17 protein-coding genes are annotated in these 22,354 nt (G+C 30.6%); 16 read left to right on the plus strand and 1 reads right to left on the minus strand.

The features are described 5' to 3' along the window. Window positions 1-404 precede the first annotated feature (404 nt). From L3B96_RS15530 to L3B96_RS15560, 7 genes are all read left to right on the plus strand, one after another. Entirely contained in the window at window positions 405-896 is a 492-nt protein-coding gene (locus L3B96_RS15530) for a mannose/fructose/sorbose PTS transporter subunit IIB (protein WP_011969163.1), read from the plus strand. Window positions 897-1,147: 251 nt separating this feature from the next. Beyond that, complete coding sequence (locus L3B96_RS15535) at window positions 1,148-2,014, plus strand: pyridoxamine kinase (protein WP_041895876.1); 867 nt, start codon at window positions 1,148-1,150, stop codon at window positions 2,012-2,014. A 118-nt stretch (window positions 2,015-2,132) separates the two neighbouring features. Beyond that, complete coding sequence (locus L3B96_RS15540; RefSeq protein ID WP_017209656.1) at window positions 2,133-2,885, plus strand: DeoR/GlpR family DNA-binding transcription regulator; 753 nt, start codon at window positions 2,133-2,135, stop codon at window positions 2,883-2,885. Next, entirely contained in the window at window positions 2,878-3,780 is a 903-nt protein-coding gene (gene pfkB, locus L3B96_RS15545; RefSeq protein WP_017209655.1) for a 1-phosphofructokinase, read from the plus strand. Before L3B96_RS15540 ends, pfkB begins: the two co-directional genes overlap by 8 nt. A gap of 124 nt (window positions 3,781-3,904) precedes the next feature. Then, window positions 3,905-5,827 (plus strand): fructose-specific PTS transporter subunit EIIC, encoded by a 1,923-nt coding sequence (locus L3B96_RS15550; protein WP_077829514.1) that lies wholly within the window; start codon window positions 3,905-3,907, stop codon window positions 5,825-5,827. 340 nt (window positions 5,828-6,167) lie between these two features. After that, on the plus strand, window positions 6,168-6,806 hold the full coding sequence (locus tag L3B96_RS15555) for a hypothetical protein (RefSeq protein WP_238948022.1): 639 nt from the start codon (window positions 6,168-6,170) through the stop codon (window positions 6,804-6,806). Window positions 6,807-6,939: 133 nt separating this feature from the next. Next, complete coding sequence (locus L3B96_RS15560) at window positions 6,940-7,491, plus strand: hemerythrin domain-containing protein (protein ID WP_238900341.1); 552 nt, start codon at window positions 6,940-6,942, stop codon at window positions 7,489-7,491. Window positions 7,492-7,733: 242 nt separating this feature from the next. Here L3B96_RS15560 and L3B96_RS15565 read toward each other — a convergent pair whose 3' ends face one another. Then, complete coding sequence (locus L3B96_RS15565) at window positions 7,734-8,126, minus strand: Rrf2 family transcriptional regulator (RefSeq protein ID WP_065416573.1); 393 nt, start codon at window positions 8,124-8,126, stop codon at window positions 7,734-7,736. 245 nt (window positions 8,127-8,371) lie between these two features. Between L3B96_RS15565 and sufC the strand changes: the two genes are divergently transcribed. The 9 genes from sufC to L3B96_RS15610 all read left to right on the plus strand — a co-directional run bounded on the left by sufC (window position 8,372) and on the right by L3B96_RS15610 (window position 22,201). Then, the gene (gene sufC, locus L3B96_RS15570; protein WP_238948023.1) at window positions 8,372-9,124 is read left to right on the plus strand and encodes a Fe-S cluster assembly ATPase SufC; all 753 of its coding nucleotides are present in this window, start codon (window positions 8,372-8,374) and stop codon (window positions 9,122-9,124) included. 15 nt (window positions 9,125-9,139) lie between these two features. Further along, entirely contained in the window at window positions 9,140-10,549 is a 1,410-nt protein-coding gene (sufB, locus tag L3B96_RS15575; protein ID WP_065416574.1) for a Fe-S cluster assembly protein SufB, read from the plus strand. 9 nt (window positions 10,550-10,558) lie between these two features. Continuing rightward, window positions 10,559-11,656 (plus strand): Fe-S cluster assembly protein SufD, encoded by a 1,098-nt coding sequence (gene sufD, locus L3B96_RS15580; protein ID WP_238948024.1) that lies wholly within the window; start codon window positions 10,559-10,561, stop codon window positions 11,654-11,656. Further along, window positions 11,649-12,878: a cysteine desulfurase gene (locus L3B96_RS15585; RefSeq protein ID WP_238900339.1), complete on the plus strand. Its 1,230-nt coding sequence runs from the start codon at window positions 11,649-11,651 to the stop codon at window positions 12,876-12,878. Before sufD ends, L3B96_RS15585 begins: the two co-directional genes overlap by 8 nt. A gap of 5 nt (window positions 12,879-12,883) precedes the next feature. Next, on the plus strand, window positions 12,884-13,309 hold the full coding sequence (sufU, locus tag L3B96_RS15590) for a Fe-S cluster assembly sulfur transfer protein SufU (RefSeq protein ID WP_011969175.1): 426 nt from the start codon (window positions 12,884-12,886) through the stop codon (window positions 13,307-13,309). Window positions 13,310-13,702: 393 nt separating this feature from the next. After that, a complete protein-coding gene (gene nifJ / locus L3B96_RS15595; protein WP_238948025.1) occupies window positions 13,703-17,218 on the plus strand; it encodes a pyruvate:ferredoxin (flavodoxin) oxidoreductase in 3,516 nt (1,171 codons plus the stop codon). 266 nt (window positions 17,219-17,484) lie between these two features. Next, window positions 17,485-19,221, plus strand: a complete 1,737-nt coding sequence (locus tag L3B96_RS15600; protein ID WP_017209645.1) for a S8 family peptidase — start codon at window positions 17,485-17,487, stop codon at window positions 19,219-19,221. Window positions 19,222-19,440: 219 nt separating this feature from the next. After that, the gene (locus L3B96_RS15605) at window positions 19,441-21,447 is read left to right on the plus strand and encodes a FapA family protein (RefSeq protein WP_238948026.1); all 2,007 of its coding nucleotides are present in this window, start codon (window positions 19,441-19,443) and stop codon (window positions 21,445-21,447) included. Between the two features lie 133 nt (window positions 21,448-21,580). Continuing rightward, window positions 21,581-22,201, plus strand: a complete 621-nt coding sequence (locus L3B96_RS15610) for a superoxide dismutase (protein ID WP_017209643.1) — start codon at window positions 21,581-21,583, stop codon at window positions 22,199-22,201. The last annotated feature ends 153 nt before the right edge of the window (window positions 22,202-22,354 follow it).

Consider the following 22,354-nt stretch of genomic DNA (forward strand, 5'->3'; position numbering starts at 1 on the left):
TGTATTTTACTGAATATAATGAATTTAATTGAGTAATTTAAGTATAAATCCTTCAAAGATAAATCTATATTTAAAATTCTAGCAAGTTAAATAATTAATTAAGGCCAGGATGAGGAAACTCAATTTCAACATAACATAAATAAGAGTAAATGATTATAGCTTAATTTTTTAATAAATAATAATATAAAGAAAATCTTATTTTGAGCTTTAATTGGGATTATCACGATTTTGTTTGAAGGAAAGTGAATTGTTGTGATTGAAAATGAATACATTTTGTGATATTATAATTACAAATTTTAAAAATGAAATGTAGCGTTGGGGATAGCTGCGTTTAAATGTACATGATAAATATAGAATTAATATAAAATATTTTATAGTATAAAATTTGAAGGGGTTTTGAAATCATGGAAATTAGCTTTGTAAGAATTGATGACAGATTAATACATGGACAGATTGCAACCATATGGTCAAAAGCAAGTGGGTGTAACAGAATTATGGCGTGTAGTGATGAAGTTGCTAAAGATGATTTGAGAAAACAGTTGTTACTTCAAGTAGCATTAAAAGGAATTAAAGCTTATGTAATACCAATAGAAACCGCTATCAAAGCTTATAAGGATCCTAAATATAAAAATTTTAAAACTTTATTTTTGTTTACTAATCCAGCAGATGTGCTTCGAATGATTGAAGGTGGAGTTGATATTAAATCTGTAAATGTTGGAGGAATGTGCTATAAGGATGGAAAAAAACAAATCACTGGTGCTATATCCGTAAATAATCAAGATATAGAATGTTTCAAGAAACTTTACGAGAAAGGCATTGAACTAGAGATAAGGCAGGTAGCGAAAGATAATAAGATTAATTTAATTGACAGGTTAAAAGAATTGAAATTCTTATAGAGAATAACAGCGAAGTGCTATATAACCTTTTATAGATAGGGATATAGCATTTTTTTGTTAAAAGTTAAAATTATTACACAACTATGATAAAAAACAACAGTAAAAGTTCAAATATAATACAATTATATGGTAATTAATTTGCCTGATTCAGGTATTAATACTATAATTTTTTACAAAGAAGTTGTATTTCTATTGAATATGATGAAGAATTAAAAAACTAAATGTAAAAATGTTTTAGAGAGGAGAAATCTATGATAAAGCCTATAAAAAGAGCAGCTGTTTTACATGATTTATGCGGAATAGGAAAAGCTGCTTTAACCAACGTAATTCCTATTCTATCAACTTTGGGGGTAGAGGTTTGTCCGATACCTACTATGATATTAACAAGTCATACTGGAGGTTTTAGTCCAAACATAGAAAGATTGGATGGATATATAAGTAAGGCGGTTCAACACTATATTGAATTGAACATAAATTTTGAAAGCATATTTGTTGGATATTTAGGAAGTACTAATAATATCGAAGAAACTTTACTTTTATTAGAATCTGTAAACAAGAATAAATCATTAGTAGTGCTCGATCCTATTTTTGCTGATAACGGTTCTTATTATAGTAATTTTAGTAAGGAATATTCAGATAGTTTAAAAAGGATAATAAGATATTCGCATATCATTACACCTAACTTTACGGAAGCATGTATTTTATGTGATGAAAAGATTGTAGAGGAAGTGAATGAAGAGAAACTATTAGCGCTTTCTAGGAAATTATATAGTTTTGGATGTGATAATGTAATAATCACAAGTGCACCTGTCGCAAATAAAAAGAAGATTGGGATAGCTGTATATAATGGAGAAAACGATTCTTTCAAATTAATAATTAGGGATAGGATAGAAAGATCTTATCCAGGAACTGGAGATGTTTTTACATCAGTTTTGATTGGATTAATTATGGATGGTAACTCATTAGAAAAGAGCGTTGAAGAATCATGCAAATTCGTTGAAGATTGTATTAAAGAAAGCAGTTCTTATGATTACCCGGCAAGAGAAGGATTACTTTTAGAACCAATATTGTATAAGTTAAATAACTTGAAACGGTCAACAGAAGAACAAAATATTTAAATATGAATAAAAACAATCAATAAAAATCAATAAACATGAAAAAAGTGATTTTTTTTGAAATAAAATGGTTGATTTTTATTGAAATATAAGTTATTATTATATCAGAGGAGTGATGATAATGTTTACAGAAGAAAGGTTTAATATCATTCTTCAGGAGTTGAAGGTAAAAGGAATAGTATCTGTTACTGATTTAGTAAAATTACTGGATGCTTCGGAATCTACAGTTAGAAGAGATCTAAATACACTTGATAGTGAGGGGCTTTTGAAGAAAATTCATGGAGGTGCAATTGCAATAGGTGAGAGTACATCCAAGCACGATTATAAAGTTAATGTTAGACAATCTTTGAATGTAGATGAAAAATCTGAAATAGCAAAGCATGCTGCTGCATTAATTGAAGATGGGGATATACTCTACTTGGATGCTGGAACAACAACTGAGATCTTAATAGATTTTATTGAAGCCAACGAAATAATAGTTGTAACTAATGGAATAGTTCATGCAAAAAAGCTTTTGGAAAGAGGTTTTAAGACTTTTATTGTTGGAGGCGAAGTTAAAGCTATAACTGAAGCAATAGTAGGAAGTACTGTTGTAGAAGATTTGAAAAAATATAATTTCTCAAAAGGTTTCTTTGGAGTAAATGGCGTAAGCAACGAGAGCGGTTATACAACTCCAGATATGAATGAAGCAATGGTTAAAGCTCAAGCAATGAAAATGTGCAGAGAATCATATGTATTGGCAGATCAATCTAAATTAGAAAAAGTTAGTTTTATAACTTTCGGAGCAATAGCAGATTCAACATTAATAACAACAAAAATTGATAATAATATTAGTTATGATACTAATGTAATAGAGGTGGTAAAAAATGATTAATACAATAACTCTTAATCCTTCTTTAGATTATATTGTTAAAGTTGATTCATTTAAGGTTGATTCATTAAATAGAACTGAAGAAGAAAATATTTATGCGGGTGGTAAAGGAATTAACGTATCCATAGTTCTTAAAAATCTAGGGGTAGCTAATACAGCTCTTGGATATGTTGCTGGATTTACTGGAGATGAAATTCTAAGACAAATACAAAGCCATGGCGTAAACTGTGATTTTATAAAATTAAAAAGTGGATTTTCTAGAATAAACGTGAAACTTAAAAGTGATGGAGAAACAGAAATTAATGGATCTGGACCAGCAATAACTGATGAAGAGTTAAACCTCTTACATGAAAAACTTTCACATCTAACAAAAGGCGATTATTTAATATTATCAGGGAGTATACCAAATAGTGTGCCAGATAATATATATGAAAGCATTATGAACAGCTTATTGGATAAGGGTGTAGAGTTCATAGTTGATGCAACAAAAGATTTGCTATTAAAGGTATTAAAATATAAACCGTTTTTGATAAAACCAAATCATCATGAACTTGCAGAAATGTTTAATGTAGAATTAAAAGATGATGAAGACATAATTAAATATGGTAGAAAACTTCAAGAAATGGGAGCAAAAAATGTTCTTATTTCAATGGCAGGTGATGGAGCAATTCTACTACCTGAAAATGGAGATCCGATAAAAAGAGCTGTTCCAAAAGGAATACTTAAAAATTCAGTTGGGGCTGGAGATTCAATGGTGGCTGGTTTCTTATGTGGATATTTGAAAAATAAAAATATAGAAGAAGCGTTCAAAATGGGAATTGCTACAGGAAGTGCAAGTGCTTTCTCAGAAGAATTGGCAACTAAAGAACAAGTATATGAATTATTAAAGCAAATTTAATAGTGAATTTATGCTAGTATGAGTTGAATCTTATTATATTTTAAAGTTTTGACAAGAGTAGTTTAACTAGTATTATGATTTTTACAAAAGAATAAAAATATATTTAAATTTTAGGAGGCTAACAATGAGGATTGTAGATTTATTACACAAACAAGGCATAAACTTAAATTTTAATCCAAATACAAAAGAACAATGTATAAATGAATTAGTTGATTTAATGGATAAAACAGGAAATTTAAATAATAAGGAAGAATATAAAAAAGCAATATTAGCCAGGGAAGAATTAAGTACAACTGGGATAGGGGATGGAATAGCGATTCCACATGGAAAAACGAGTGCAGTAAAGAAAGCATCTCTTGCAGCTGCAATTTGTAAAAAGGGTGTTGATTATGATTCATTAGATGGTCAACCAGCACATCTTTTCTTCATGATTGCTGTACCAGATAATAATGATAATTTACACTTAGAAGTATTGGCAAGATTATCTACTATATTAATGGATGAAGCATTTAGAACAAGCTTAATCGACTGTTCTGATAAAGAGGAGTTTTTAAGGTTAATAGATAAGAAGGAAATGGAAAAGTTTCCTGAAGAGGTAAAGGGGGAAATAGAGATGAATAAAAGTGGTTATAGAGTATTAGCAGTAACTGCATGCCCAACAGGAATTGCACATACTTACATGGCAGCTGAAAGTCTTGAAAGTAAGGGGAAAGATATGGGGGTCTCAATAAAAGTTGAGACAAATGGTTCTGGCGGCGCTAAAAACGTTTTAACAAAAGAAGAAATAGCAAATGCAGAATGTATAATTATAGCAGCTGATAAAAATGTAGAAATGGCTAGATTTGATGGTAAGAGAGTAATTAAAACCAAGGTTGCAGATGGAATACACAAGTCAGCACAATTGATTGAGGAAGCTATAAGTGGAAATGCTCCAATATATCATCATGCTGGAGGTGCCGATAGCAGCGAAGATGTTTCAAACGAATCAGTTGGACGCCAAATTTATAAGCATCTTATGAATGGTGTATCACATATGTTACCGTTTGTAATTGGTGGTGGTATATTAATAGCATTAGCATTCTTATTTGATACATTCAATCCGGCTAATCCAAGTGGTTTTGGTTCAGGTACACCTATTGCAGCCGTATTGATGAAGATTGGTGGTACTGCATTTGGATTTATGTTACCAGTTCTTGCTGGATTTATTGCAATGAGTATTGGAGATAGACCAGCTCTTTCAGTAGGTTTTGTTGGTGGTGCTTTAGCTAGTGCCGGTATTACTTTTGCAAGCGCTTTTGATCCAAAGGTTCCAGCAGTTTCTGGTGGTTTCTTAGGGGCATTACTTGCAGGTTTCATTGCTGGATATTTAGTTGTTGGTCTTAAGAAGTTATTTGCAGGTTTACCAAACAGTTTAGAAGGTATAAAACCAGTATTTTTATATCCTTTACTAGGAACATTTTTAATCGGTGTTATAATGTTATTCATAAACCCAATAATGGGATCAATAAATACAGGTATCACTGGTGCACTTAACTCAATGGGTGGTACAAGTAAGATTCTTTTAGGTATTGTTTTAGGTGGTATGATGTCAGTTGATATGGGTGGTCCAGTTAACAAAGCAGCTTATCTTTTTGGTACAGCATCACTTGCTAGTGGAAACTTTGATATAATGGCAGCTGTTATGGCTGGTGGTATGGTTCCACCACTTGCAATTGCAATATGTACTACAGTATTTAGAAATAAATTTACTGAAAAAGATAGGCAAGCAGGTCTTGTAAACTATATAATGGGATTATCATTTATTTCAGAAGGTGCGATTCCTTTTGCAGCAGCAGATCCAATAAGAGTACTGCCATCTTGTATAATTGGTTCAGCAGTTGCTGGAGCTCTTTCAATGGCATTTGGATGTGCATTAAGAGCACCTCACGGTGGAATATTTGTTATTGCAATAGTAACTAATCCACTTCAATACTTAGCATCAATAATCATTGGTGCAGTAGTTGGGGCAATAATATTAGGAATAATAAAGAAACCAGTACAAAAATAAGATTTATGGGAAAATAAGAGGGTAAGTTAATATAAGGGTATAGGAAGCAGTGGAAGTTAAAAACAGCCACTGCTTCTTTTATTGACTTCTAAAATAAAATGAAAAATATTTCTATAAAAAAGGATAAAATATAGGATTTTCTTATATATCTTTTTTATGGATTTGTATCATATGTTACGTAAAAATATAAAATAATATGGTATTATAAATTTACAAATAAAACATAATATAAATAAGTATTTGAAGTAAATAAGTATGGATTTTTAAATTGTTTTAAGTTTAAAAATAATAAAGGTTTTATTTTCTAGTTAAATACTTTTGCTATAGGAGGAGAAAAAATATGAGTTTATTTTTAGGAAAGATACATTATTGGTTATTTAATAAGATTTTATGGTTTGAAAAATTAGAAGGTGAGATAATAAACCTTGCAAAAGAAGATGGTTTGAATGTAGAAGAGTTACGTAAAGAAATTAATGAAAAGTATGGTGAGCCAACTCCGAATCTTCCACTAGAAGAAATGATAGACACAAGTAATATCCATGGATGGTTACAAGGAAAAATTCATTCAGCAGAGGGAAGAATGGCTGCGTGGACAACAAAACTTGTAAATAATAATAAAGGTGTCACTACAAAATTAGAAGAGATTTATTCTAGCCAAGGGATTAAAGCTGCCAGCGAAGTTAAAGAAAAAGGAATGGAACTTACAAATGCAGGTGAAATTTTTGACAGTATCAATGATTATATTTTAGATGGAATGCCATGTGATAGAGTCAATGAAGTAATTAAAGCAGAAGAAGATATGGTTGAATGGAAGAGAAGAGTATGCGTTCATAGTGATATTTGGAATAAAGAAGAAGGTGACGTCGATTATTTCTACAAGTTAAGAAGTTTATGGGTTAAAGAATTTGTAAATGCAATCAATTCTAATTTTGAGTATGTGGAACAAGGCGATAATATAATGGTGATAAGAAGAAAATAAGATCCTTAGAATTAAGAATTTTTATGGGTTAATAATTTAAGAATAATAGAGTACCCAGCTATATTTTTGGTTATACGATGATTAAATTTATCACTATTATTTGTAATGAAAATATGTAATAGGAGGAAAAGATATGGATGCTATAGATTTAATGATGGAAGAACATAAGTATATAAAAAGAATGTTGGTCGTTGTAAGAAAAGCTTGTTTTAGATTATACAAAGGTGAAAAAATAAGTTATGATGATTTTAATTCTATGATAGGTTTTATTAGAAACTTTGCTGATTCTCATCATCATAAAAAAGAAGAAGTAATGCTTTTTAATAGAATGGTTGAAGAAATAGGCCCAACTGCTGAAAAAATAGTTAAGCATGGTATGCTTGTGGAGCATGATCTTGGAAGACTACACATAAGTGAACTTCAAGCTGCACTTAAAAATCTAAAAAATGGGGATGAAGAAGCTATTTTAGACGTAATTTCTAATGCTATCTCCTATACGCATTTATTAGAGAGACATATTGATAAAGAAGATAAAGTTGTATATACATTTGCCAAAAGAGAATTAAATGCAGGCACATTAACAGGTATAAATAAGGAATGTATTGACTTTGAAGAAGTAAATAATCACATAAAAAAAGATAATATTTTAATATTAGAAGAATTGGAGAAAAAATACAATTCATAAGTAAATGGTGTTATAGTGGGAAGCGACTGTAACACCTTTATTTTTATATATAAGTATACATTTAATGGGTGCATAAAAAATACTGATTTATGTAATTTAGAAATCAGTACAGCCTAATTACTTTCTTGATTTTTTATAAGTATATGGTTTTTGTGATAAGGCTTTAGACAAAAAAATATTTTTCTAATGATAGAATTTGAATAAAAAATTATAGCAAGATAAAGTATAAGAACTTTATCTTGCTATAAAATATCCTCTAAAGTATATTTGCTAAATTCATCAACAAAAGAATTAATAGATGATGATAATATTGCTTTTAATTTACATTTTGAAGTGGAACAAGTATGTTTTGCACTTGAAAAACATTCAGATACAGATATACTTTCCTCTGTAATTATTAATATTTTTCCAAGGTTTATGTCTTTAGGCTCCAACCCAAGTTTTAAGCCACCATTTCTTCCTTTAGTTGATATTACATATTCAGTTTTACCTAGCCTATGAACGATTTTCTTTAAATGATGTTCAGATATTTCAAGGTTAGATGCCAATTCTTCCACAGTGCATATTTTATCTTGATTCTTAGCTAAATATATTAAAATTCTAAAAGCATAATCTGAAAACTTAGATAAGTTCAAATTTTCACATCCCTTCTTTAGTTTCATTATACCTTATAATAAAAAAAAGTAAATTGGTTAAAAATAAAATGTGCATTTGTATTGCACATTAAAAAAACCTGTGCTAATATTAAGGTGTATTTAAAATGCACTTTAAAATTTATACATATAAAGAAATTATATATAAGAATTACATTTATGGAGTTTAGACAGGTGTTCTGTGAAAAACATAGTTAATTAAATATTAGTTAGATAGGAGAATTGTTATGGATAAGAGTTTGTTAAAAGTGTGTGATTTAAGAATTGAAGCAGATGATAAAGAGATTTTAAAAGGATTAAATCTTGAAATAAATAAAGGTGAAGTTCACGTAATAATGGGACCAAATGGAGCTGGTAAATCTACTCTAGCCAATGCCCTTTTAAATAATCCTAAATATAAAAGATTGAGTGGAGATATAGAATTCGAAGGTGAAAACATAAATGAATTAAAGACTGATGAAAGAGCTAAAAAAGGTTTATTTTTATCATTCCAATACCCAGAAGAAATTCCAGGAATTACTGTAGAGAATTTCTTAAAGTATGCTAAGAGAACTACAGATGGAAATGTGCTAAAACATTTTAAGTTTGACTTAGATTTAAAGAACAATATGAAGGAATTAAAAATAGATGAAAGCTATGCAAGCAGATATTTAAATGTAGGATTTTCAGGTGGAGAAAAGAAGAAAAATGAAATACTGCAAATGTTAACTTTAAAGCCAAAGTTGGCAATTTTAGATGAATCAGATTCTGGACTCGATGTTGACGCTATAAGAATTGTTTCTAAAGGTATTAAAATGTTCTCAAATGAAAACAATGGAGTTTTAATTATTACTCATAATACAAAAATATTAGAAAATTTAAAACCTGATTATGTTCATGTATTAGTAGATGGAAGAATAGTTAAAACCGGAGATGGAAGTTTAGCTAATGAAATTGAAGAAAAGGGTTATGAATCTTTTAAAGAAAATGTAGCTATATAAAGGTGGTGAAATAAGATGGAAAACAAAAAGAAGACTTATATAGATGAAATGGATAGAGGAATCTATGATGTTAAAAATGAAGACAGCTTTAGTTTTAAATCTGAAAAAGGCTTAACAAAAGATATAATTGAAACTATTTCAGAAGAAAAAAATGAAGCCAAATGGATGAGAGATTTTAGATTAAGATCTTTAGAAATATATAATAAATTGAAATTACCAACATGGGGACCATCCTTGGATGAGTTAGATATGGATAACATTGTAACCTATGTAAGGCCAAAGAGCAGCTTAGTTGGTTCTTGGGATGAAGTGCCTGAGGATATAAAGAAAACTTTTGATTTACTAGGAATTCCAGAAGCTGAAAAGAAATCACTTGCTGGAGTTGGAGCACAGTATGACTCAGAAGTAGTTTACCACAGTATAAAAGAAGATTTAGTAAAACAAGGCGTAATTTATACTGATATGGAAACAGCATTAAGAGAACATGAGGATTTAGTTAAAGAATATTTTATGAAGTGTGTTACACCTAATGATCATAAATTTGTTGCACTTCATGGAGCTGTTTGGTCAGGAGGATCTTTTGTGTATGTTCCTAAAGGGGTTAATGTAGACATACCGCTACAATCTTATTTCAGATTAAATTCACCTGGAGCAGGACAATTTGAACATACACTAATTATTGTAGATGAAGGAGCAAAGCTTCATTTTATTGAAGGCTGCTCAGCTCCAAAGTATAGCGTTACAAATTTACATGCAGGCTGTGTTGAGCTCTATGTAAAAGAAGGCGCAACACTAAGATATAGTACAATAGAAAACTGGTCAAAGAACATGCTTAACTTAAACACTAAGAGAGCAATTGTTGAAAAGAATGGAACAATAGAATGGGTATCAGGTTCTTTTGGTTCACAAATATCGATGCTATATCCTATGAGTATACTAAAAGGTGAAGGAGCAAGAGCAGAATTTACAGGTGTATCTTTTGCAGGTAAGGGACAAAACTTAGATACTGGAGCAAAGGTTATACATGCCGCACCAAACACTTCTTCTACTATAAACTCAAAATCAATTTCAAGAAACGGTGGAAAAGCTACTTATAGAGGAGTGTTAAAGGTAAATTCAAACGCCTATAATTCAAAATCTATGGTATCCTGTGAATCTCTAATGTTAGATAATAAATCAAAATCAGACACTATTCCAGTAATTGATTTATTAAATGATGATGTTGAAATTGGTCATGAAGCAAAAATAGGTAAGATAAGTGATGATTCTATTTTCTACCTTATGACTAGAGGAATAAGTGAAGATGAAGCTAAATCTATGATAGTAAGAGGGTTTGTGGAACCTATATCAAAAGAATTACCATTAGAATATGCAGTAGAAATGAACAATTTAATCAACATAGAATTAGAAGGAAGCATAGGGTAGGTGAGAGAAATGAAGGCTATACAATTTAATAATTTAAATAAAACTCCAATAAGAACTAAAAGCTGGGTTAATATTAATGATATAAGCCTTGGAGAATTAAATATTGGAGAAATTAAAAAGTTCGATAACGTAGAAATCAAGGGCTTAGAAGGCGTTGATATTCAAAAGTTAGAAAATGATAAAATATTAACTTTATATAGAGAGTTTCAATATGGAGTCAGTGAAGATTTAATAAACCAAGGTAAAGAAGGTTTCAACCAAGGTTATGTAATAACAATAGGTAGAAATATAAAAACTGAAGAACCAATAATTATAGAATTTAATATGGATAAAGATAACAGCTCTTTAGTAGATAATTTAATAATTGTTGGAGAAGAAAATTCTAAAGCTTCTATTATAGTAAAGTATAAATCTTTGGATGATTCAATTGGTTATCATAATGGAATTTGTACTATATATTCAAAGAAGAATAGTGAAATTAAACTAACTAAAGTGAATTTTTTAAATGAAAATACCGTTCATTTCGATTCTAATGTTTCAGATATTGAAGAAGATGGAAAGGTTGATTTTATATCAGTAGACCTTGGAGGACAATATAGTATTTACAATTATCATGGAGATTTAATAGGTGATAAATCAGCTGCCAATATAAATTCTATTTATTTAGGAAATAAAGATAAACTTATAGACATTAATTACATTATTACTCACAAAGGTCAAAGAAGTAATTCTAATATAAATGTTAAAGGAGCACTTCAAGGAAAAGCTAGAAAGTCTTTCAAAGGAACTTTGGATTTTAAAACTGGTGCATCTAAAAGTGTTGGTGCAGAAGATGAATATTGTATGCTCCTTTCAAAAGAGGCTAGAGCTAAAGCAATGCCAGTGCTATTATGTGCAGAAGATGATGTTTCAGGAGAACATGCAGCATCTTCAGGAAGAATTGATGAAAACAAGTTATTTTATTTGATGTCCAGAGGATTAAGTTATGATGAAGCTAAGATTGTTATTGTTAGAGCTGCATTTAATCCAATAATAGATTCAATTGGTGATAATGACGTTATAGAAGAAATATTACAAGAAGTAGACAGGGGACTTAAAAATGAATAATATAGATTTTTTGAAAGATTTCCCTGTTTTGAGGGCAAACGAAAATGGAGAAAGATTAGTTTATTTAGATAGCGGTGCTACAACTCAAAAGCCTGTTCAAGTTTTAGAGGCTATTGAAAACTACTATAAAGTAAGTAATGCAAATCCTCATAGAGGTGCTTATAAGTTAAGTATTGATGCAACTCAAGCCTATGATGATTCAAGAGAAAAGATTAGAAATTTTATTGATGCAGAATTTTCAAAAGAAGTTATTTTTACTAAAAATGCAACAGAAGGATTTAATCTTATAGCATCCTCTTATGGAATGAACAACATTAATGAAGGCGATGAAATTGTTATTTCAATTGCAGAGCATCATTCAAACCTTATTCCATGGCAGATTGTAGCTAGAGCCAAAAAAGCAACATTAAAATATATGTACGTAAATGAAAACGGAGAAATTCCAGAAGAAGAAATTAAAGAGAAGATTACTGAAAGAACTAAACTAGTGAGCATAACACAGGTATCAAATGCACTTGGTACTATAAATCCAGTAAAAGAGATTATAGAGTATGCTCATTCAAAAGGTGCTAAAGTAATTGTAGATGGATCACAAAGTGTACCACATATGAAGGTAAGTGTAAGAGACTTAGATGCAGATTTTTTAGTATTTTCAGGACACAAACTTTTAGGCCCAATGGGAATTGGCGTAGTTTACGGCAAGAAGGAGCTTTTGGAAAGCATGCCACCATATATAGTTGGTGGAGATATGATTGAATATGTTTATGAGCAGGAAGCAACCTTTGCAGAATTGCCATCTAAGTTTGAAGGTGGTACTCAAAACGTTGAGGGTGCTGTAGGGCTTGCAGCAGCTATTGATTATCTAGAAAATATAGGAATAGATAAAATAGATGAAATGGAAAGAGAACTTACAAGTTATGCACTTGAAAAATTCCAAGAACTGCCTTATGTAAAGCTATATGGGCCTAAGGATTTAAGCAATAGAGGTGGAATTATTTCTTTTGACATAGAGGGCGTTCATCCTCATGATGTTGCTTCAGTTTTTGATTCTCATGGTGTTGCAATAAGATCAGGCAATCATTGTGCTCAGCCATTAATGAGATATATGGGTATAAATGCAACCTGCAGAGCTAGTTTCTACTTTTATAATACAAAAGAAGATGTAGATAAGTTAATAGAAGCAACAAAGAAAACATATGAAATGTTTTTAAAATGGAGGTAATTTAGATGGATTTAAATGCTATTTATACAGAACTTATTATGGAGCACAGCACTTCTAAGCATAATAAGAGAAACTTAGATAATCCAGATATTAAGGAAAAGGGTCATAATCCTAGCTGTGGAGATGAAATTACTTTAGAACTTAAATTAAACAATGGTGTTATTGAAGATTTAGCTTTCACTGGGCAAGGATGTGCAATATCTCAAGCATCTACATCAATTATGATAGATTTGATAAAGGGTAAAAATATCGAAGAAGCATTAAAGCTTACAGAAACTTTTATTGGAATGATTAAAAGAGAAATTAAAGATGATGAAGAATTATATGCGTTAGAAGATGCTATGGCCTTTAAAAATATTTCAAACATGCCAGCAAGAGTTAAATGTGCAGTTTTAGCATGGCATACTTTGAAGGAAGCTTTGGAAAAATAATTATTATTAGATAGTATAGAAACTAGACCTTATTTAAAATCAAACGAAATGTAAAATGTTATTTTCAGTCAAGTAAAAACTTTAAATTCGTATATAAATATAGAAAAAGCTAGTGCCTATTTTTTTATTAATATGAAAGTTGTGGTATGTGAAAAATATAAATTTGAACATTTTAAAAGTTATAATACTCTCATGTATTTCCGTTGGAAACATACGAATAAGTGAGAATATTATAACTTTTGTTTATTTAATCTAAAATCATATTATCATTTGAAAAACATGGAATTACTTCATTGAAAAATACATACTATCAAAATTTTTTAGTAATACTATAAATGAAGATAGAATTAATAATTAACAATATAGAAACAAAGAGAAAATGAGGTAAATACAATGAGAAAAATGAAAACTATGGATGGTAACACAGCTGCTGCATATATGTCATATGGATTTTCGGAAGCAGCAGTGATTTTTCCGATAACTCCATCATCACCAATGGCAGAACATGTGGATGAATGGGTTGCACAAGGGAAAAAAAATATTTTTGGGCAACCGTTAAAAGTTGTTGAAATGCAGTCAGAAGCAGGAGCAGCTGGTGCACTGCATGGTTCGCTTCAAGCAGGTGCATTAACAACAACATATACAGCATCCCAAGGATTACTATTAATGATTCCTAATATGTACAAAATAGCAGGAGAATTGCTGCCATGTGTCATACATGTAGCTGCTAGAGCAATTGCAACATCAGCACTGAGTATATTTGGAGATCATCAAGATGTTATGGCAGCAAGGCAAACCGGGTTTGCAATGCTTGCAGAAGGATCTGTTCAAGAAGTAATGGATTTAAGTGGAGTGGCGCATTTAGCTACTATAAAATCACGAATACCTTTTATGAATTTTTTTGATGGATTCAGAACATCTCATGAAATTCAAAAAATAGAGGTAATTGAACCAGATGAACTTGTTAAGGTACTAGATTATAAGGCGCTTGATGAATTTAGAAAAAGAGCTTTAAATCCAAATCATCCTGTTATAAGAGGAACTGCTCAGAATCAAGATATTTACTTTCAAATGCGCGAAGCTGTAAATAAATATTATGATGATGTTCCGGAAATTGTTGAACAATATATGACTGAGATTACTAGGCTTACAGGTAGATCATATCATTGTTTTGATTATTATGGAGCACATGATGCTGATAGAATTATAATTTCTATGGGGGCAGTAAATGATGTTATAGAAGAAACTGTAGATTTTCTAAATAATAATAAACAAAGAGTAGGGCTTGTAAAAGTGAGGTTATATAGGCCGTTTTCAGTGGATAAACTATTGAAGGCTATTCCAAAGACTGTAAGAAAAATTGCAGTTTTAGATAGAACGAAAGAACCAGGGTCAGTTGGAGAGCCACTTTATCTAGATGTATCAAGAGCATTTTTCGGAATGGATAATGCTCCGATTGTTGTTGGTGGAAGATTTGGACTTGGATCAAAAGATCCAACACCAGCTCATATTGCTGCGGTCTATGATAACCTATTTTTAGATGTACCAAAAAATAACTTTACAATTGGAATAATTGATGATGTTACAAATACATCTTTAAGAACATTTGAACATATAGATGCCACTCCTGATGGAATTACATCATGCAAATTCTGGGGTTTAGGATCAGATGGTACAGTTGGTGCGAATAAAAGTGCAATTAAGATTATCGGAGATAATACAGATATGTATGCTCAAGGATACTTTGATTACGATTCTAGAAAATCAGGAGGACTTACAGTTTCGCATTTAAGATTTGGTGATAAGCCAATTAAATCTAGATATCCAATTGATAGACCGGATTTTGTTGCGTGTCATAATCAATCTTATGTGTATAAATATCATGTAATTAGAGGGTTAAAAAAGAATGGTAAATTTATATTAAATACAATTTGGACGCCCGAAGAATTGGATGAGAGATTACCAGCATCTATAAAAAGGTATATTGCTCAAAATCATATAGAATTTTATATAATAAATGCAGTTAGAATCGCTCAAGATGTTGGCCTTGGAGGAAGAATAAACATGATAATGCAAGCTGCATTCTTTAAAATAGCAAACATAATTCCAGTTGAAGATGCTATTAAATTTTTAAAAGAAGCAGTTGTTAAATCATATGGTAATAAAGGCGAAAAAATTGTTAATATGAATCACGCAGCAATAGATGCAGGGTTAGAAGGAATAACTAAAATTAAGGTTCCTTATAGTTGGAATACTGATTTAGACGATAAACTTGAGCTTGATGAGAATTTTCCAGAATTCATTAAAGAAATTACTAGGCCAATGAATAGGTTAGAGGGCGATTCAATGCCAGTGTCCCATTTCGTAAAAGCAGGAATACAAGATGGTACTTTTATGTCTGGAACAACGTCTTATGAAAAGAGAGGAATAGCTGTAAATGTGCCTGAGTGGATACCAGAAAACTGCATTCAATGTACACAATGTTCATATATATGTCCACACGCTACAATTAGAGCATTCTTGCTAAATGAAGATGAAAAAGAAAAGGCTCCCGAAGGCCTAAAAGTATTAGATGCAAAAGGAATAAAAAGTAATGAAAAGGTATATTTCTCAATTGGTGTTACTCCGCTTGATTGTACTGGATGTGGTAATTGCGCACAAGTATGTCCAGCACCAAGTAAAGCATTAGTAATGAAATCACAAGATAGTCAACACGAGCAAATTGAAGCTTGGAATTATTATATGGAAAGAGTTAAACCTAAAAATCCGCTAAATAAATACACTCTTAAAGGAAGCCAATTTGAAAGACCATTACTTGAGTTTAATGGAGCATGTGCAGGTTGCGGTGAAACTCCATATGCAAGGCTTGTTACACAATTATTTGGTGATAGAATGATGATTGCAAATGCCACAGGGTGCTCATCAATTTGGGCAGCAGGGTCATATGAAATGGCATATACAATTAATGAACATGGTCATGGACCAGCATGGGCAAATTCATTGTTTGAAGATAATGCTGAGTTCGGATATGGAATGTATTTAGGTGTTAAAACAATAAGAGAAAGAATAGCGAATAATGTTGATATCGCCCTTGAAAGTAATATGTCAGAGGAAACTGAAACTGTTCTTAAAGAATGGTTAGATAATAAGGATATTGGGGATGGAACAAGAGAAAGGGCAGAAAGGTTAGTTGAAGTTCTTGAAAAAGAAAATAGTGAAATTGCTAAAGAGATATTAAAGGATAAAGAATATTTCGTAAAAAGGTCACAGTGGATATTTGGAGGAGATGGTTGGGCTTATGATATAGGCTATGGAGGTCTAGATCAAGTGATAGCAATGAATGAAAATGTAAATATATTAGTATTCGATACAGAAATTTACTCAAATACTGGTGGTCAGTCATCAAAATCAACTCCAACAGCAGCAATTGCAAAATTTGCTGCATCTGGGAAGAGGACGAAGAAGAAAGATTTAGGAAGAATGGCAATGACATATGGATATGTTTATGTAGCCCAAGTTTGTATGGGAGCAGATAAGAATCAAACTATTAAAGCTATAACAGAAGCAGAAGCATATGATGGTCCTTCATTGATAATAGCATATTCTACATGCATTAATCATGGAATAAAAGTAGGAATGTCAAATACTCAAGAGGAAGAAAAGAAGGCAGTTGATTGTGGATATTGGCATCTTTATAGATATAATCCAGCATTAAAGGGAGAAAAGAATCCATTTATATTAGATTCTAAAGATCCAAAAGAAGATTTTAAAGACTTCTTAATGGGTGAAGTAAGATATGCATCCCTTGCTAAAGCATTTCCAGAGGAGTCAGAAAAATTGTTTGAGAAAACAGAATCTGAAGCGAAAGAAAGATTAGAAATTTATAAAAGATTGGCAAATCAACAATAATTTTATAAAAAGTAATAAATACAAAAGGTTGTAATTTAAATTTAATAGAAAATAACATACTAACTTCTTAATCAGAAGTTGATATGTTATTTTTTTTATAAATATTCTTTACGAATAATTTATTATATATGTAAATATTATTAAATATAAATAGTATAAAGGAGTTAAGTGTGTATAAATTAAAAGAACTGAATATTGTACACATTAAAATATTATATATAGAAGTCGTTCATAAGGATTCCGAAGAGATACATGGAGGAGTTTAAATGAAAAAAAATATATTGATGGAAAGAATTTTTCATGATATTAATTATGATAATTATGTTGTACAGTATCAAGGAGATATTGAAGCTGAGATTTCTAAAATACCAGATTACTATGTTACAGTAATCAATGATAGATATGCCGTTGTATCTGTTAAAAAAGATGTTGAAATCAATATGGGAAATGAACCATATATTTCATCAATTGTATATGTTATTCCTGCAGAATTTTATACTTTACAAGATATTTCACCAGTAGATGCGTCTCAAGCTAGCTTTTTACAAACCGGATCTCAATTGAATTTAACAGGAAAAGGTGTAAATGTAGCAATTATCGATTCGGGTATTGATTATCTTAGCGAAGAGTTTATGGATGCTAATGGAGAAACAAGAATTGAAAATATTTGGGATCAAACATTGATAAGTAATGCCGAAAACGGTTCGGAATCTGTACCGTTTGGGGTATTATTTGATAGAAATAAAATAAATGATGCTATAAGAGCAAGTAGGGAGGGAGGATCTCCAGATGATATAGTTCCAAGCAGAGATGAAATTGGACATGGGACGAATATGGCTGGAATAATTGGAGCTAGTGGAAAGAATCCGAATTTAAGGGGTGTTGCACCAGACTGTAATTTTGTAGTAGTAAAACTTATAAGAGATTTTTCGTATGAGGTCCAGTTTCCAGACGTAATAGTTCCTGTGTTTAATATAACTGCTATTTTTGCAGCATTGCAATATGTGTATGAATATGCTTTAACTACCAACAAACCAATGGTTATATATTTTCCTCTTGGAAGTAGTTTAGGAAATCATAAGGGAGAAGGGATACTGGAAGACTTTATAGATGCAATATCAAGCAATGGAGGAATAGCGGTAGTTACTGGTACTGGAAATCAGAGGGATGCTGGCGGCCACACATCTGGTTCAGTAACTCAGATTGTTGGAGTGCAATCACCTGGTGCTGGGGTTGCGGAGTTAGAAGCGTCACCTGAACAAAAAAATATATGGGTGCAAATATGGGCTGATTTGCCTAACATAATGACGGTTGAAATAGTTTCACCATCAGGGGAAAGTTCTGGGATATTGAGTTTAATAATTAATTACACCATAAATCATACTTTTATTTTTGAGAAGACCTCAATTAGAGTTAATTTTTATTTTCCAGAAGAAGTAACTGGAGATGAGTTGATAAGGATAAGATTTTATAATTTGCAGCCTGGTATATGGAGAATCAGAATACAGGCGAATTATATTTCTAATGGAAGATTTAATGCTTGGATACCACAAAAGGGGCTAACAGTTGGAGATACGAGATTTAGTTTTTCAGATCCATTTGGAACTATAACAAATCCAGGAAACTCAATATACGCTATAACTGTAGCGGCATATAATCAAAATAATAACAATATTGTTGATTTTTCTGGTATGGCCTTTTTAGAATCCTACACTGATAGAATAGATGTTGCAGCAGGTGGAATAAATGCACTAACGGTTGCCCCGAATAACACAACGGCAGTAGTAAGCGGAACTAGTGTATCAGCGGCTGTCGTATCTGGAGTTTGTGCTATGCTATTTCAATGGGGGATTGTAAATGGAAATGAACCTAATATGTATGCACAAACTATTAAAGCATATCTTGCAAAAGGAGCAATGGCGAGAAGTGGAGATATTACTCCAAATCCATATTGGGGTTATGGCATATTGAATGTACCAAGGATTTTTGAAAATATGACATAGAGAAAGAGTAATTAAAGCAATATTTTAATTATCTTTTTAGAGACTTATTCTTAATTGAGTAAGTCTTTTATTTTATTAAAGAAAAATATTGTTATTCTTTATTAGATTAGTGGCAATTTATATAAGAAAAGCTAACAATATGTATAAATAAGTATTAAATGTAATCGATTAATGTTATAATTAGTTAAGGAATAATGTCAAGTTAAGGAGATGAGGAATATGAATAGGACTTATGTTGGAAAATATTTAGATGAATGTTTAAATAATGCTTCAAAAGAATTAAATGTTGCAGAGGAAGACCTAAACTATAAAATAATTAAGGACAATCATTCATTTATCAATAAAAAAGTTGAAATAGAAGTTATGGATGTTGATTTATATTCCTCAAGTTCTAATAATAATCTAAATTATACGGAAGATTTCACGAAAGATGTTGCTAAGAAAAGAGTTGTAACTAATGAGGATAATGTAATTAACAATGATGAAAATGGAGTTAAAGTAGAAAATGGTAATGTAGTAGTAATAGAAGGTTTAAGCAAAGTAGATAAAGAACAGATAACAATTAAACCTTGTGAAAAAATCAAACTTTTTATTAATGGAGAACTATGTAGTGAAAAAGGACCATATGAAATAACTCAATCTGATAAGATAGATTATATAGGGGAGAAAATAGAACAAGTAAAGAAAATATCAGTGAATATTTCAGTGGATAAAATGAAAGGATATATAAAGGTAGAATATAAACCAGCATACGTATATAAACTTAGGGATAAGCCAATGGCTAAAGATTTGATTCTTAAGGCGATGAAGGTAGAGGAAGATTATCCTAAAAAATATACATTAACAGAAATAAAGGAAATATTAAGGCAAAACAAGATAACTGATGGAATAATATATAAAAATCTTATAGAAGCATGCGCATTAGGAAATGGAGAAGAGACGTTAATAGCTGAAGGTATTGGTGCTATTGATGACACGCCAAATGAAATTAAAGTGTTATTTGATATTGGAGAAAAGAGGATAGTGAATGAAAACTCAAATGAAAAGATAGATTATAGGAATGTATATTCTATATCTAGTATAACTGAAGGACAAGTTCTGGCAGAAATAATTCCAGGTAAAAATGGGCAAGATGGTAAAAATATATGTGGTGAAGTATTAAAGAAAAAAACTGTGAAAAGTAGACCTATAAAAATAGGCGATGGATGTAAAGTTGAAGGAAATAGTATAATTGCCACTAAAACTGGCAGGCCATCATCTAAAAATGGAATTTTGAGTGTAAATAGTTTATATAATATTCAAGATGTAGATATAAAATCCGGGAATATATTTTTTGTTGGAGACGTTTATATTAAAGGTAATGTTAAAGAGGGAATGAAAGTTAAATCGGGAAATTCTTTAACTATCGAAAAAAATGTTGACATATCTACCATAGTGGCAGGAGGAGAAATTAATATCAAAGGAAGCGTGATTAAATCAACTGTTCTTACTGGACAAGTAGATATGGAAAAGAAAATGTATTTGGAAAAGTTAAATGAATATAAAGATATCATATCAAAACTTATAAGTGCGGTTGAAAAGTTAAATGAGTCTAGCAATAACTCTAAAAAAATTTCTGAATTGGTTAAAATTCTTATAGAAAACAGGTATAAATCTATACCTAAATTGTCTTTAAATATAATAACTCATAGTATTTGTGAAGATAGTGATAATAATGATTTAGTAAGTTTTATAAGAAGTAAAATGATGGGATTAAACTTATCAAAAATAGAATCAATAGAGGATTTAAGAAATCTTGAAGAGTTAATAACCAATGAAATAGAACTGTTAGAAGATAATATGATAATTCCAGCAGACATATATATAGGCTATTGTCAGGATTCTTTAATAAAATCTACAGGAAATATTATTATAAAAGATAAAGGACAATATGTTTCTAATTTAACAGCACTAAATGATATTATTTTTTTACGTGATGATTCAGTAGCCAGAGGGGGCGTTATATCAGCAAGAGGAAATATTAAACTTGGAATAGTTGGGAGTCCTTCGGGGGTAACAACCAAATTGGAAGTGTTGCAAGGAGGAATTATAACTGCAAAAATTGCATATAGCAATACAGTTTTTTGCTTTGGAGAAAGATTAAAAACATTAGATGCCTCAAGTAAAGATATTAAGGCATATGTCAATAAAGAAGGAGAAATAATAATTGAGAAGTTTGTACTGTAAAGAATTATAGATTTTCTCATGTGTGTTGATAGGATTTCAAATTTTTACTTTGATTATTTAGGTGAACATTTATTCAATTAAAACATACTATAATATAAAATGAATTTTCTTCTCTAAAGTTTGGAGGAAAAATATGAGATATGAAAAAATTGAATTAACGTATTCGTATAATTCACTAGAACCATACATTGATGAAGAAACTGTAAAAATACACTATACTAAACATCTTCAAGGATATGTTGATAAACTAAATAATGTGCTTAAGGGATATGAGAAATTTACAGAGGGAAAAACCTTAGAGCAAATACTTTCAAATCCAAATAAAATACCTAAAAAAATTTATCGCGATGTTATAAATCAAGGTGGAGGTGTATTAAATCACAATTTATATTTTTCAATTCTTTTCCCTTATCCTAAAAAGGAACCTGAAGGGAAACTACTTAACGAAATAGTTAGTACTTTTGGTTCACTAGAAATGTTAAAGAAGCTTGTTAGCGAAACTGCAATAAATAAATTTGGATCAGGCTATGGCTGGCTAGTTAAAGATAAACGTGGTAAGCTGAAAGTTGCAAATAGTTCAAATCAGGATACACCTCTAAGTTTCGGATTTACTCCAATACTAACAATAGATGTTTGGGAGCACTCGTATTATCTGAAATATAAAAATTTACGTGGAGATTACGTTAAAAACATATGGAATTTAATTGACTGGGCGCGAGTTGAGGAATTGTATAAGAATGATAATTTGGTTTGATTTTAATTTCCGTCAATAAAGAGAGCTTTACTTTAGTTAAAGTTCTCTTTTATATATGTACTAAAATAAAATCAAGATGGTATATAGTAAATTATTATACACAATTCGTAAAATAAGAATTATAATAAAGGAAAATTTAAAATTAATTTTGGG

It is taken from the genome of Clostridium sp. YIM B02569, assembly GCF_022320765.1.
GTDB lineage: Bacteria > Bacillota > Clostridia > Clostridiales > Clostridiaceae > Clostridium > Clostridium beijerinckii.